Annotated in this window: 11 protein-coding genes; 6 read left to right on the top strand and 5 right to left on the bottom strand. The window is 41.7% G+C overall.

What is annotated here, in order from left to right; genetic code table 11:
• Window positions 1-148 precede the first annotated feature (148 nt).
• Window positions 149-1,318 (bottom strand): FAD-dependent oxidoreductase, encoded by a 1,170-nt coding sequence (locus tag PASHI_RS01560; protein ID WP_062564357.1) that lies wholly within the window; start codon window positions 1,316-1,318, stop codon window positions 149-151.
• 258 nt (window positions 1,319-1,576) lie between these two features.
• On the opposite strand from PASHI_RS01560, the gene miaB reads away from it, so the two are divergent.
• The 5 genes from miaB to lnt are packed head-to-tail and all read left to right on the top strand — an operon-like array spanning window position 1,577 to window position 7,017.
• Window positions 1,577-3,022: a tRNA (N6-isopentenyl adenosine(37)-C2)-methylthiotransferase MiaB gene (miaB, locus tag PASHI_RS01555; RefSeq protein WP_054551657.1), complete on the top strand. Its 1,446-nt coding sequence runs from the start codon at window positions 1,577-1,579 to the stop codon at window positions 3,020-3,022.
• A 49-nt stretch (window positions 3,023-3,071) separates the two neighbouring features.
• Window positions 3,072-4,124, top strand: a complete 1,053-nt coding sequence (locus PASHI_RS01550) for a PhoH family protein (RefSeq protein WP_054551658.1) — start codon at window positions 3,072-3,074, stop codon at window positions 4,122-4,124.
• Window positions 4,121-4,576 (top strand): rRNA maturation RNase YbeY, encoded by a 456-nt coding sequence (gene ybeY, locus PASHI_RS01545; RefSeq protein ID WP_054551659.1) that lies wholly within the window; start codon window positions 4,121-4,123, stop codon window positions 4,574-4,576. Before PASHI_RS01550 ends, ybeY begins: the two co-directional genes overlap by 4 nt.
• A gap of 22 nt (window positions 4,577-4,598) precedes the next feature.
• Window positions 4,599-5,483 (top strand): CNNM family magnesium/cobalt transport protein CorC, encoded by an 885-nt coding sequence (gene corC, locus PASHI_RS01540; RefSeq protein WP_054551660.1) that lies wholly within the window; start codon window positions 4,599-4,601, stop codon window positions 5,481-5,483.
• A complete protein-coding gene (gene lnt, locus PASHI_RS01535) occupies window positions 5,464-7,017 on the top strand; it encodes an apolipoprotein N-acyltransferase (protein WP_208855477.1) in 1,554 nt (517 codons plus the stop codon). Before corC ends, lnt begins: the two co-directional genes overlap by 20 nt.
• Window positions 7,018-7,068: 51 nt before the next feature.
• Here lnt and PASHI_RS01530 read toward each other — a convergent pair whose 3' ends face one another.
• From PASHI_RS01530 to PASHI_RS01515, 4 genes are all read right to left on the bottom strand, one after another.
• Window positions 7,069-7,983, bottom strand: a complete 915-nt coding sequence (locus PASHI_RS01530; RefSeq protein ID WP_062564355.1) for a hypothetical protein — start codon at window positions 7,981-7,983, stop codon at window positions 7,069-7,071.
• A gap of 356 nt (window positions 7,984-8,339) precedes the next feature.
• Entirely contained in the window at window positions 8,340-8,816 is a 477-nt protein-coding gene (bamJ, locus tag PASHI_RS01525; protein WP_062564354.1) for a BamJ family beta-barrel-assembly machinery protein, read from the bottom strand.
• Complete coding sequence (locus PASHI_RS01520; protein ID WP_062564353.1) at window positions 8,813-11,215, bottom strand: Lon protease family protein; 2,403 nt, start codon at window positions 11,213-11,215, stop codon at window positions 8,813-8,815. The genes bamJ and PASHI_RS01520 overlap by 4 nt, the downstream gene beginning before the upstream one ends.
• Before the next feature lie 69 nt (window positions 11,216-11,284).
• On the bottom strand, window positions 11,285-11,743 hold the full coding sequence (locus tag PASHI_RS01515; protein WP_054551664.1) for a zinc ribbon-containing protein: 459 nt from the start codon (window positions 11,741-11,743) through the stop codon (window positions 11,285-11,287).
• Window positions 11,744-11,929: 186 nt separating this feature from the next.
• Between PASHI_RS01515 and leuS the strand changes: the two genes are divergently transcribed.
• Window positions 11,930-14,518, top strand: coding sequence for a leucine--tRNA ligase (leuS, locus tag PASHI_RS01510; RefSeq protein ID WP_062564352.1), 2,589 nt, complete (start codon window positions 11,930-11,932; stop codon window positions 14,516-14,518).
• Window position 14,519: the final 1 nt, after the last annotated feature.

Raw genomic sequence — 14,519 nt, 5'->3', positions numbered from 1 at the left:
TCAAGTTTCAAGTTTCAAGTTTCAAGTTTCAAGTTTCAAGTTTCAAGTTTCAAGTTTCTCCAAAGTATATTCGGTAATTTTTAGCAAAAAAAACGGGCTAATTTTCATTACCCCGCTTCTTTATCTTTTGAAGATTAATTTTTTACGATTAACTTAATGTCCCGCTAATCGCATATTTTAAAACCCAGTTCTTTGCAGGGCCTGTGTTATTAGCAAGCTTTAAAAACTTACTGCGCACCCAGCTCAGTGGTTTAATCTCGTTTGAAAAACCAAAATAACATGCATCCATCATGCTCATCATTAGTAAATTAGCGTGGCGGCGTTTTTTCTCGTAGCGTTTTAATAACGCTTGCTGACCAACATCAGGTTGATCTGCCAAAATATCTGCCAGTGCTACAACATCTTGAAACCCTAGGTTCACACCTTGTCCAGCAAGCGGGTTAATTGTGTGCGCCGAATCACCCACTAAAACTAAACGTCCGTGCGAATAATCATTGGCGTGCTGGCGTGCAAGTGGAAAAACAGCATGCTCAAGTAATTCAAAGTCGCCCGGTAGTTCAGGAAAATGGTCAATGAGTTTTGCTTTAAGTTGCTCATTCGACAACTTTTGCCACTGCTTTAAAACCGCAGCATCGTGATAACAAATTAAATTAGCATAAGGCGCCTGCATCGGTAGAAACGCCACAGGCCCGGTTGGCGTAAATTGTTGCCACGTTTTTACCTGCTGTGGGGCATCTAATTTGATTAACACGCCCATGCAATGCTGGCCATATTGCCAACCCGTTACACCTAAACCAGCTTTAGTTCGCAATTGTGACTGTCCACCATCTGCAGCAACAACTAAATCAGCGGTATATTGAGTATCGCCATAATGTAAGGTGATTGAATCAGCCGTTTGAGTAATATCCGTGATGGCAGATAACTGCTCTATCACTTCGATGTCATACTTGGCGAATTGCTGCCAAAGACTTGCTTGAATTAAATTATTTTCGATTAAATGACCTAAATGCGTTTCGCCAATCTCATGGCTATCAAACAATAAATTTTCGCCTTGTTGCTGGTAGGCCTCTAATTGTTGATAAGGTGCGATACGATTTTGTCTTAGCAACGGCATTGCACCAAGCTCATCAAGTAAATTCTCTGAAAAACGATTAATAGCCGAAATGCGAATATCAACCTTATCTGAGCTTAAAATTTGATCAGCATCGATAAGGTGCTTTTCAATAACGGTGACATCCCTACCCTGCTTAGCCAGTTTTACAGCAGTAGCAGCACCTACCATGCCGCCACCGACAACAATTACCTTATTTTTATTCATTTAATATTCGCTCATTTGGCTATTTAAATACGGGATAAATTGTAACGTAATTCAATATTGCGTGTCAGTGCATTTACTGCTTATGAATTTCAAAACAGTGACTTGTTTGATTTCACACCACAAAGATAAAAACTATACTTGGATCTGTGCGGGTATCCAGCTAAAATACGCGTCCTTTAAGTCGGCATACTTGCCACTTAATCCTGTTTCTAACACATTTTTGTGTCACTACCGAATTGAAAACGAGGCTATATTTCAATGAGTAAAAAGCTGCATATTAAAACCTGGGGTTGTCAGATGAACGAGTACGACTCTCAGAAAATGGCTGATCTACTAGATGCGACTAACGGCTATCAGTTAACTGAAGAAGCTGAAGACGCTGACGTGATCCTACTCAATACCTGTTCAATCCGTGAAAAGGCACAAGAGAAAGTATTCCATCAGCTTGGCCGTTGGAAACTATTAAAAGACGACAAACCAGAATTAATCATTGGTGTTGGTGGCTGTGTTGCATCGCAAGAAGGTGACTCAATTCGTCAACGTGCGCCGTTTGTTGATGTAATCTTTGGCCCGCAAACATTACACCGCTTACCAGAAATGATTAAGCAAGTGCAAAGTGGCGACAGCAGCTCGGTAGTTGACGTTTCATTCCCTGAGATTGAAAAGTTCGACCGTTTACCAGAGCCAAAAGCGGAAGGCCCAACTGCGTTTGTATCAATTATGGAAGGTTGTTCTAAATACTGTACATTCTGCGTAGTGCCTTATACGCGTGGTGAAGAAGTAAGCCGCCCTCTTGATGACGTATTACTTGAAGTTGCCCAACTTGCAGAGCAAGGTGTTCGCGAAGTAAACCTACTTGGTCAAAACGTAAATGCGTATCGCGGTGAAACTCATGACGGTGAAATTTGTTACTTCTCTGATCTATTACGTTATGTCGCTGCGATTGACGGTATTGACCGCATTCGTTATACCACATCGCACCCTGTAGAATTTACGCCAGATATCATTGATGCGTACGCAGACGTACCTGAGCTTGTTGACCACCTACACTTACCAGTGCAAAGTGGTTCAGACCGTGTTCTTAACCTTATGAAACGTGGTCACACTGCACTCGAGTACAAGTCTACGATTCGTAAGTTACGTAAAATTCGCCCTAACCTAAGCATGTCTTCAGACTTCATCATTGGTTTCCCTGGCGAAAGTAAAGCGGACTTTGAAGCAACTATGAACCTTATCAATGATATTGGTTTTGATATGAGCTTTAGCTTCATCTACAGTGCGCGCCCTGGTACGCCTGCTGCTGATTTACCAGATGACGTAACAGAGCAAGAGAAAAAAGAACGTTTATACATTCTGCAAAACCGTATCACGCAAATGGCGCAGCAAATCAGTCGCCAAATGTTTGATACCGAACAGCGTATCCTAGTTGAAGGTCCTTCTAAGAAGAACCCAATGGAATTACGTGGCCGTACTGAGAACAACCGAGTGGTTAACTTTGAAGGTCCTCACTCAGTGATCGGTCAATTCGTTGATGTACGTATTACAGAAGCATTGCCAAACTCTTTACGTGGTGAGTTAATTCGTACAGAATCAGAAATGAACTTACGCCGTGATGTGGCACCTTCAGCTATTTTAAATAAAGCTGCTGAAGCTGAGGCCGCTACGGCCCCTAACGAAATTGGCGTTGCTACTTTCGTACCTTAGGGTGACACTTGGTGCAGGCACAGCCTGCACCCATCAATAGGAAGCAATTTTGAGTAATCAGTTAAAAACATTAGAGATTTATTTAGAACCCGCCGACAACAAACGCCTTTCATCTTTATGTGGTCCGTTTGACGAAAACATTAAGCAAATTGAACGCCGCCTTGGTGTTGAGATTGCACACCGTGATAATTTCTTCAGAGTAACCGGTAAACTGCACCTTGCAGCTGCGGCTGTTGAGATACTAAAAAACCTCTATATTGAAACTCAGCCTATTCGCGGCCTGATTGGCGAGATTGAACCTGAAGCCGTACATTTGGCAATTAGCGAATCAAATGCGCTTGAGCAAGATGAAAACCCAGGTGTATATGGCAAAGACATGGTGATTAAAACTCGCCGTGGCGTTATTAAACCGCGCAATGATAATCAAGGTGTGTATGTAGCAAATATTTTGCATCACGATATTACCTTTGGTATTGGCCCAGCTGGTACAGGTAAAACTTATTTAGCGGTTGCTGCAGCTGTTGATGCCTTAGAGCGTCAAGAAATTCGCCGTATTCTACTCACCCGTCCAGCAGTTGAAGCTGGTGAAAAACTAGGCTTTTTACCAGGTGACTTAAGCCAAAAAATCGACCCGTATTTACGCCCTCTATACGATGCATTATTTGAAATGCTGGGTTTTGAGCGTGTAGAAAAGCTAATTGAGAAAAACGTGATTGAAGTTGCGCCCCTTGCTTACATGCGTGGTCGTACGCTAAATGACGCGTTTATTATTCTCGATGAAAGCCAAAACACCACAGCAGAACAAATGAAAATGTTCTTAACCCGTATTGGTTTTAATTCAAAAGCGGTGATTACGGGTGATATTACACAAGTCGATTTACCGCGCGGTGCCCGCTCAGGTCTACGTCATGCCATCGAAGTATTAAACGGTGTCGATGAAATTAGCTTTAACTTCTTCCAATCACACGATGTGGTTCGCCACCCGGTTGTTGCTCGTATCGTTGAAGCTTATGAGCGAAACGATGAAGCAGAACGTTTAAAACGTGCAGAGAAGCAACGTGCGAAAGAAGCGCAAGCAAACCAACAAGAAGCAAACTCGTGACCGAATTAGATTTACAAATAGCCTGTGAGTTTGACGACTTACCAAGCTTTGAACAATTCCAGCTATGGGCTGACAAAGCCCTTAGCAACTACCGTGAAGATGCAGAGCTGACTATAGTGATCAGTGATGAAGCACAAAGCCAGCAGCTCAACAATGATTACCGCGGCAAAGATAAACCGACTAATGTCTTATCTTTTCCATTTGAAGCACCACCGGGCATTGAGTTACCTTTAGTAGGTGATTTAATCATTTGTCCGGCTATTGTTTTAGCCGAATCAATTGAGCAAGAAAAAACCTTTCACGACCATTTTGCCCATATGGTTATCCATGGATGCTTGCATTTACTTGGATTTGACCATATAAAGGACGAAGATGCACTTGAAATGGAAAGCATAGAAAAGCAATTACTTGCCGATCTAAACATCGCTGACCCATATCGAGACGATATTTAAATTAACGGAGCAATTAGACGCAATGAGCGACGACAACTCGCAAACTAGCCAGGGTTCTTCTGGCAAAACGTGGCTGGGCCGCATAGCCCAAATGTTGCAAGGGGAACCCCAGAATAGAGAAGAGCTGGTAGAAGTAATTGCCGATGCGCAAGAACGCGACCTTATCGACCCTGAAACCAAGGATATGATTGAAGGGGTGCTAGGTGTATCAGAGCTGAAAGTGCGGGACATCATGATCCCACGCTCGCAAATGGTAACCTTAGAGGTTGATACACCATTAGAAGAGCTATTACCTATGATGGTTGATTCAACACATTCACGTTTTCCTGTGGTATGTGAAGACAAAGACCATGTTGAGGGTATTTTATTAGCAAAAGATTTATTACCACTGATCATCAACAAAGATGAGCAACTGCCTTCTTTACGTGAATATTTGCGTCCTGCAGTTGTAGTGCCTGAAAGTAAACGTGTAGACACTCTGCTTAATGAGTTCCGTCAACAACGTTACCACATGGCGATTGTTATTGATGAGTATGGTGGTGTGTCTGGTCTTGTCACTATCGAAGATATTCTTGAAATCATCGTTGGTGAAATCGAAGACGAGCACGATGAAAGTGAAGACCTACAAGATATTCGCCAAGTTGCAAAGCACGTTTACGCTGTGCAAGCGCTGACTGAAGTTGATGACTTTAATGAGTATTTTAAAACCGGTTACAGCACCTCAGATGCTGACACCATAGGTGGTATTGTTTTACATGCATTTGGCCATATGCCAAGCCGTGGTGAAACAATCGAGGTAGAAGGCTTACAATTTAAAGTCACTAACGCAGATAACCGCCGTATCTTACAATTGCAAGTCACCATTCCAAAGGCTGATGATAACGACAGTGAAGAAACTGCTAACTAACCTAAGTCACCTTGCAAAAGATAAAAAAGCCTGGCTCGCACTTGTTGCGGGCCTCTTTTTAACCTTAAGTTACGCACCCTATAACCTATGGTTTATAACTTTTCTTTCCCTTGGTGCTCTACTCTACTGCATTAACCCTCTCGCAAACGGTAAATTAGCCGCTAAACAAAGTGCTAAATATGGCTTTATATTTGGTTTAGGTTGGTTTGGTGCAGGTATAAGCTGGGTGCATGTATCAATAGCGACCTTTGGTGGCATGCCATTAATCGCATCACTTTCGTTAATGGTGCTGCTTTGTGCTTATTTAGCCCTTTATCCTGCATTAGCTACTTGGCTGGCAACACGCCTTGCTACAGGCCCATATAGCTTTATATGTTGGTTATTAGCCGCTATCGCAACCACAGAATACTTACGTGGCACATTGTTAACAGGCTTTCCGTGGCTGAGTTTTGGTTACACGCAAACAGACAGCCCACTTAATTTTTTAGCCCCAGTGATTGGTGAGTTTGGGATTACGCTTGTATGTATATTAATTGCGTTTACTTTATATCGCCTAGCAAATAAAGATGGTAAACCTCTTATCGCCTCTGTAGCCCTATTAGCTGGCTTATATGCGATTGCAAGCAGCAGCCAGCTACACTACCAAAACAAAGCCATTAAAACTGTACTGGTGCAGGGTAATATTAAACAGCATCTTCGCTTTGAACCATCTGAGTTCTGGACGACTATGAGCAAATACCAAGATATGACTCGCCTGCATTGGAATGCTGATTTGATTGTCTGGCCAGAAGCTGCTGTGCCTGAGCTTGAAGCATTATCAACCGAGTATTTAACAGGCCTTGATAGTGCCGCAACGTTTAATGACACCGCACTTATTACCGGTATCGTTGATTACCAATACGACACGCGTAACATTTTTAATACCTTAATAGTGCTTGGTAAAAAAGAACACAATGACAGTGAAGGCCACTATCAATATTTAGGTAAAAACCGCTATCAAAAGCATCAGTTATTACCTATTGGTGAGTTTGTGCCGTTTCAGGACTTCTTGCGTCCAATTGCGCCACTGTTTGATTTACCTATGTCCTCCTTTACCCGTGGTGATGAAGTACAAAACAATTTACGCGCAAATGGTTTAAATATTTTACCGGCTATTTGCTATGAAATTGCTTTTTCTGAGTTGGTTCGTGGTAATTATCGCAGTGACTCCGACATTTTATTCACAGTGAGTAACGACGCATGGTTTGGTGACTCACATGGCCCGCATCAGCACATGCAAATAGCGCGTATGCGCGCCCTAGAGTTACAGCGCCCACTAATTCGTGTTACTAATAATGGTATTAGCGCCGTTTACGACCCTATCGCTAAATCACAATTAGCTATGCCACAATTTAAAGCTGATGTACTTGAGGCCAATATCACTTTGATTAAAGGCGATAGTATTTATAGCCAATACGGCAATTGGCCTGTGTGGGCGGTGGTGATATTACTCGGTACTGTTGGTGTGCTTGCTAGGATTAAAAATAACAAGTAAAAGTTTAGACGACAGTTAAAGAGTGGTAACTCCACTCTTTAACTTATAACGCTAGCATTGATAAGTGTATATTTTTTTATTTCCCTTCGTTTTGGTTTCCACAACTCGGCAGCTAACTCCTCCTTCTAGTGAGCTGGAGTATCTTTCAAACTTGGCGTGTTCATTTATTTCGCTCTCATTTTTATCTTCGCTCTTAGCATTTGCGAATATAAAATCATGACCACTAATTTCGTCTTGGTTCAAAGGAATTGAGTTTTTAAATCCATCCCGCCCACCTAAAATATTAAATGACTTAATTACTGGGTTTAGTGTTACGCTAACAAAACCATTTAGGCTTTTAGCCAAATCATCACTATAAAAGTTTATACGAACATATAGCTTTAACTTATTCATATTCGGAAATTTAATTGTTCCCTTAGTTGGTAATAATATTTTTGTTAAAGCTAATGTCTCACCCGCAAAATAAAAGTCATAAACATCATTTCTAAAATAACTGGCAAGCAAAAAGTCATAGGGACTTCCCTTGACTTCAATCCCCTTTCCTATCGGAGAATTATCATTTACATTGGAATTAGTATACTTAGGAGTCGATATATTACGTTGAGTACTTTGCGCATTTTTAAGCATACTCTTTTCAGAAGCACGCGTTATTACACGTACTAACTCTTTGCGGTATTCATAGAGAAGGTCTAAATCAAAAGCTTCATCATTACTAAGCTCAGACAAAGAAACACTAACTACTGGCTCACCATAACGATCTTCAATGTAGTTAGTATCATATTTTAATGCTGTTTCATTAATCATATCGACCACAATGACAGCTTTAGTATCAGAGTTAACGCTTAGCCTTGCAACCTTGTCTTTTTGACTTTGAGAGCAATTATTGCAGATTTCAACTTCTGCCTGACCAAAAGCAGGCAAGGATATTCCCGAAAAAATAATAAACAATAATATAAGTTTGTACATTCAAAAATCCTTTTATTAATGCAACTTTAAAATAACCAAAATACAAGAAACAACCTAATTTTCTGAAGGTTTTCTATGGTCTATAGAAGTTCATTTTAAAAAATGAGATGAGGCTTTACTACTTCAGAGCAAATAAAATACCCCAAAAGGGTACTGTAGACCTTTTATAGCGACTGAGCAATTTTGTCAACGCAAGATTAACTAGTTATTACACTGCAACGTGCATGTTCGAAAGAGCAAATTACTTTAAAAGTCTCAGCTACTTTACATTCAATAATGTTTGCATTGAGGTAAATCTGTTCAACTACTTTAGCAGGCAATTAAAAAAGGCTTCATGATGAAGCCTTTTTAACATTTTAAGATTCTATCTTAATCAACTCTACATCAAATATAAGTAGCGAACCTGCTGGAATGCTGCCGACGCGTTTACGGCCGTAAGCAAGCTGAGGCGGGATATAAAAGGTAAACTTATCCCCTTCGTTCATTAGCTGTAAGCCTTCGGTCCAACCTGCAATGACTTGATTTAAACCAAAGCTGATTGGCGAATTTCTTACCACTGAACTGTCAAAAACACTGCCATCCATAAGCGTGCCATGATAGTGAACCTTTACTTTACTGGTTGCACTTGGCTTTGTGTCATTCCCTGAACTTTGCTCAATTTTGTATTGCAGCCCAGATGCGGTTTCATGAACATCGTCAGCTTTATTATTGTTCGCTAAAAAGTCGGCGGCGAGTTTTTCATTTTCAAGGGCTTGTAGCTTCGCCTTTTTACTGTTTTTAAAAATTAAAAAACAAAAAGTACCAATGATCAGTAAAAGTATTAAATTAATCATTCTGCGTCCTTCTCATCATCATTGTCGCCATTTACGATATCTGCAATATTGGCAAGCCTTGCTAAGGCTAGCGCGTTAATAGAACCTTCAGGGTAACCTTCTGCGGTCATTTCACCAGCGTCTTTATCCATTAATAAGCTCAGTGCTTGATCAACGGTTTCAACGGCATAAATATTAAAGCGCCCTTTTTCAACGGCATCGAGTACTTCGTCATCAAGCACTAAATTAACTTGGTTTGATTTAGGAATAATCACCCCTTGCTCACCGGTTAAGCCACGCATTTTGCAAAGTTTGAAGAAACCTTCTATTTTCTCGTTTACGCCACCAATAGATTGCACATCACCATGCTGGTTAATTGAACCTGTCAGTGCAATAGATTGGCTAATAGGTAAGTTCGTAATGGCTGATATAAGCGCACACAGCTCTGCTAATGAGGCGCTATCACCGTCGATGTAGCCATAGCTTTGCTCTATTGCGATATTGGCACTGAGCGTTAGGCTAAATTGCTGAGCATACTTATTACCTAAGTAACCGGTTAATAGCATCACCCCTTTTGAGTGAATGGCTTTACCCAGCTCGGCTTCACGTTCAACGTCAATAACGCCATCTGCACCCGCGTACACAGTGGCTGTAATGCGTGCAGGTGTACCAAATGAGGTATCGCCAATGTGCAGCACTGTTAAGCCATTTACTTTGCCCACTGCGTGACCTTCGGTTGCAATTAAAATTTGCCCTTCTTTGATATCACTCAGCATGGTTTCAGAAATTTGCCCTGTACGGTATTGCTTACCAACAATGGCTTCATCTATGTGATGAGCATCAATCACGGTTTGGCCATCTTGTTTGGCATAAAAACTGGCTTCTGCCACTAATTCTAATACATCAGCAAAGCGAGCTGAGAGCTTGTTATGGTGCTCAGCTTGGCGATAACTAAACTTTAATAATCTTGCCATTGCAGCTTCATTTACGGTGCAATTGAGTGTTTGCTGACAATACTCAGTCACCTTGGTAATGAACTGATATTGCAGTTTATCGCTACTTGGCAAGTAATAATCAAAGTCAGCAAGGACACGGAATAACTCTGCAAACTCTTCGTCATATTCACCTATGGTGTAATAAAGGTCGCGAGAGCCTAGCAGCACTATTTTTACATCAAGAGGAATAAGCTGCGGACGTAACGTAAAACTACTTCCCACAGAGCTGTCTTGATATGGTAAGTCGTTTTTGATTTGATGCGTTTTTAAAGAAAGCTTAAGGCCATCCCACACTTGTGGGTTCGCCATGACTTTTTCAGCATCCATAATCAAGTAGCCACCATTAGCACGGTGCAGTGCACCTGGCTGAATTGAGCGATAACTGGTGATAAGCGAGCCTTGCGAAGTCGCATATTCAATTTTGCCGAAAATATTGCCAAAAGTCGGGTTTGGCTCATACACCACAGGGGCTGCATCGCCCTCTTTGTATTCGACTAGAATATTTGGCGCAAAGAAGTCTGTGAGCATCCCTTTACGGTCAAAGTCTTCTTTGTTTTCGTCGTTTTCATCATCGTCGAGCCATTCAAGTACCGCATCAATGATTTCTTCACGAATGTCTTTTAAATAACGCAATACACCTATGTGCGTCGCGTATTTATGTTCAAGGGCTTTAATTAGTGGCTTAGTGGCAAGCTCAGCAGTTGATTTTTTAAGGTTACGTAGTTTTTCTGATGACTCTCGTTTCCAGCGAGGAAGCTCAATTAATGCTTCGATTAACGCATCTTCAAGCTTTTCGATAACCTCATAAAATTCAATTCGCAGCGGCTCGTCAAGGGCTGAAAATTCACTGTCGCTCAGTTGTTTACCATTCACTAAAGGCGCAAACCCAACAACGCCATTTTCTTCAATCAGTGCCACACTTTGCTCAAGAGCTGCAATTTCAACAGCAGTAATTGCCGCATCGTAAGTATCTGTAAACTCACGGTCGATTGATTTTTTCTTGCGTTGATAACCTGGGTTATCAAAAGCCGCTGGGAATGTATCGAGTACTTCGTCGATAAATGAATCTATATCGTCAGCTAATTGCTTTGATTGACCTGCTTGCATAAATAACGCGATTGGCTCGCGGTGGTCATCATAGTTGTTAACATACAACCACTCATTAGGCGTTGGGCGGTCTTTTGAATGGGCTGTGAGTTTGTCTTTTACTAAGGTGTAACGACCATGAGCCGCTTCACCCATCACATAAACATTGTAACCCGGTAATTCCATTCCGAGAGAAAAGTCGAGGGCACTTTGTGCACGTTGTTGACCAATAAATGGCAACGCTTCTGGATATGGGTTTTGCATACAAGTCGCAACATGACTTGCGGCAATCTTAGGCGCTAACGCAGAAATAGGTAGAGGGATTAGTTTTTTTGTCATTCTAACTTCTTATTTCCCAGTCTTGACTGGGCATTATAGGTAACGCCCAGCACAAGCCTGCGTCACTGATTAAGGTTGTAATGCCTTACGGCGAAAATAAATACCGCCACATTCAGTACAAGGAGTAATTTGCGTAGCATGGTAAACATCGTAACTATGCTGACAATTTTTACATACTAATGTGCCCATGGCTATCCATTCTCCCTCTTGATAAACACCATTATGTTGAAAATCTTGGTTTAAGGCTTGCCATTCGAGTTGGGTTTTATCTTCAATGTGCGATAACTCATACCAAAGCGATTCTTTAAGCTCTAGCCATGCGAGTGAATCATAGTGACTGTCGTTTTCTTTGATGTGGTCGATATCGCGTTGTAGATAGTCACGATACTGATTGAGCTTTTCTTGCCCTAAGTCTTTAAGTGCTTGCTCTGACTCAACAAATTTTTCCATTGCATCTTTTAGCTCATGATCTTTTACGTCTTTAAGCCATGCACTTAAATCGCTAAGCCAAGATTTATAATCTGCCATCGTTTACTCCTTCAAAAATGATGAAAAATCAACCGTTATTCTAGTTGAGTATAGGTTAACCTGCCCTGAAAATATATTTCCTTGGAAAATTAACAAAAGCGCCTATTTGCCGCTGTGATTAGCATGTATTTTGGGTTATCCTTATCGACAATTTTTTATTAATTTGCAAGAAGTCTGGAATCGTAGATGCAAGAGCAATATAACCCGCAAGACATTGAGTCAAAAGTACAAGCCTACTGGGAAGAAAACCAAGTATTTAAAGTCACTGAAGATGAGAGCAAAGAAAAGTATTACTGCCTATCTATGTTCCCATACCCAAGCGGCCGACTCCACATGGGTCACGTTCGTAACTACACCATTGGTGACGTAGTATCACGCTTCCAACGCTTGCAAGGCAAAAACGTAATGCAACCTATGGGTTGGGATGCGTTTGGTCTACCTGCTGAAAATGCGGCAATCAAAAATAACACAGCCCCTGCTAAGTGGACTTACGAAAACATCGATTACATGCGCGACCAGTTAAAGCAATTAGGCTTTGGTTATGATTGGGATCGTGAAATCGCAACATGTCACCCAGAATACTACAAGTGGGAACAGTGGTTCTTCACTAAGCTTTACGAAAAAGGCTTAGTATACAAAAAGATGTCAACAGTAAACTGGGATCCAGTTGACCAAACTGTACTTGCTAACGAACAAGTTATTGATGGTCGTGGTTGGCGTTCAGGTGCCATTGTTGAGCAAAAAGAAATTCCACAATGGTTCATCAAAATCACTGATTACGCACAAGAGCTACTAGACGATTTAGATAAGCTTGATCACTGGCCTGAGCAAGTTAAAACCATGCAGCGCAACTGGATTGGTCGTTCTGAAGGTTTAGAAATCGAATTTAAGCGTGCAGATAACGAAGATACATTCAGTGTTTACACAACGCGCCCAGATACCTTCATGGGTGTGACGTATGTAGCGGTTGCTGCCGGTCACCCAATTGCACAAGAAGCCGCTAAAAACAGCGACGCTGTAGCTATGTTTGTTGATGAGTGTAAAAACACGAAGATCGCTGAAGCAGACATGGCAACCATGGACAAAAAAGGCATTGCAACTGGCTTTTATGCGATTCACCCATTAACAGGTAAGCAAGTACCGATTTGGGTTGCTAACTTTGTATTAATGGATTACGGCTCAGGCGCAGTTATGGCTGTTCCTGCACATGACCAACGTGACTACGAGTTCGCATCAGCTTATGGCCTTGAGATTGCTCAAGTTATCGCACCAGCTGCAGGCTCTGAAGAAACGGTTGATTTAGACAATCAAGCATACACAGAAAAAGGCGTGTTAGTTAACTCAGGTGAGTTCGATGGTCTTGAGTTTGAAGCAGCGTTTAATGCCGTTGCAGACAAACTAGAAGCGCTGGGTGTAGGTGAGCGTAAAGTTAATTTCCGTCTACGTGACTGGGGTGTTAGCCGTCAGCGTTACTGGGGTTCTCCAATCCCAATGTTAAGCGACGAAAATGGTGATGAGCTTGCAGCAACAGAAGACATGCTACCAGTTCGCTTACCAGAAGACGTAGTTATGAATGGTGTGACTTCACCAATCAAAGCTGATCCTGAGTGGGCTAAAACAACTGTAAATGGCGCGCCTGCATTCCACGAAACTGATACCTTCGATACCTTCATGGAATCGTCTTGGTACTACGCTCGTTACTGTAGCCCACGTTTTGACGAAGGCATGATCGAGCCAGGTGCTGCAAATTACTGGTTACCAGTAAACCAATACATTGGTGGTATTGAGCATGCAATCTTGCACTTACTTTACTCGCGTTTCTTCCACAAACTATTACGTGACTTTGGTTTAGTAAACTCAGATGAGCCATTTGAGCGCTTATTATGTCAAGGCATGGTACTAGCTGATACTTTCTATCGTAAAGATGAGAAAGGCGGTGATATCTGGATTTCACCAATAGACGTACAAACTGAAACAGACGACAAAGGTCGTGTTGTTAAAGCGTGGCACAAAGAAGATGGCGAGCCGGTATTCTCTGCGGGCATGAGCAAAATGTCGAAATCGAAAAACAACGGTATCGACCCGCAACAAGTTATTGCCGAGTACGGTGCAGATACAGTTCGTTTATTCATGATGTTTACAGCACCACCAGAGCAAACTCTTGAATGGTCTGATTCAGGTGTTGAAGGTGCAATGCGTTTCTTAAAACGTATTTGGAAATACGCTGTTGATGTAGAAACAGTAGGCTACCAAGCGCTTGATAAATCAGCATTAAACAACGACCAAAAAGTTCTTCGTCGTGAACTTCATAAAGCAATTGCAAAAGTGACTGATGACGTTGAACGTCGTCAAACGTTCAACACTGCAATCGCTGCTATCATGGAAATCTCGAACAAGTTACTTAAGGCACCACTTGCTGATAAACAAGATGTGGCAATTGCTAACGAAGCTCTTGAAGCATTACTTATCATGCTTGCGCCTATCACACCGCACATGTGTCACCAGTTATGGCAAGACCTTGGCAAAGAAGGCGACATCTTAGATGCAGCATGGCCAACAGTTGATGAGTCAGCACTTGTTGAAGATGAGAAGCTAATCATTGTACAAGTTAACGGTAAGCTACGTGCTAAGTTAACAGTGCCTGCAGATGCAACCAAAGAGCAAGTTGAAGCATTAGCATTTGCTGAAGAAAACGTGACTAAGTTCACTGAAGGCGCGACTATCCGTAAAGTAATTTACGTACCTGGCAAACTACTTAACGTGGTTGCTAACTAAG

It is taken from the genome of Pseudoalteromonas shioyasakiensis (genome assembly GCF_001550135.1).
Classification (GTDB): Bacteria; Pseudomonadota; Gammaproteobacteria; order Enterobacterales; family Alteromonadaceae; genus Pseudoalteromonas; species Pseudoalteromonas shioyasakiensis.
This window is presented reverse-complemented; position numbering and strand designations above follow the sequence as displayed.

Coding starts and splice junctions, on each gene's coding strand:
- PASHI_RS01560 (WP_062564357.1), bottom strand. CDS start 1,318: ATGAATAAAAATAAGGTAATTGTTGTCGGTGGCGGCATGGTAGGTGCT.
- miaB (WP_054551657.1), top strand. CDS start 1,577: ATGAGTAAAAAGCTGCATATTAAAACCTGGGGTTGTCAGATGAACGAG.
- corC (WP_054551660.1), top strand. CDS start 4,599: ATGAGCGACGACAACTCGCAAACTAGCCAGGGTTCTTCTGGCAAAACG.
- PASHI_RS01530 (WP_062564355.1), bottom strand. CDS start 7,983: ATGTACAAACTTATATTATTGTTTATTATTTTTTCGGGAATATCCTTG.
- bamJ (WP_062564354.1), bottom strand. CDS start 8,816: ATGATTAATTTAATACTTTTACTGATCATTGGTACTTTTTGTTTTTTA.
- PASHI_RS01520 (WP_062564353.1), bottom strand. CDS start 11,215: ATGACAAAAAAACTAATCCCTCTACCTATTTCTGCGTTAGCGCCTAAG.
- PASHI_RS01515 (WP_054551664.1), bottom strand. CDS start 11,743: ATGGCAGATTATAAATCTTGGCTTAGCGATTTAAGTGCATGGCTTAAA.
- leuS (WP_062564352.1), top strand. CDS start 11,930: ATGCAAGAGCAATATAACCCGCAAGACATTGAGTCAAAAGTACAAGCC.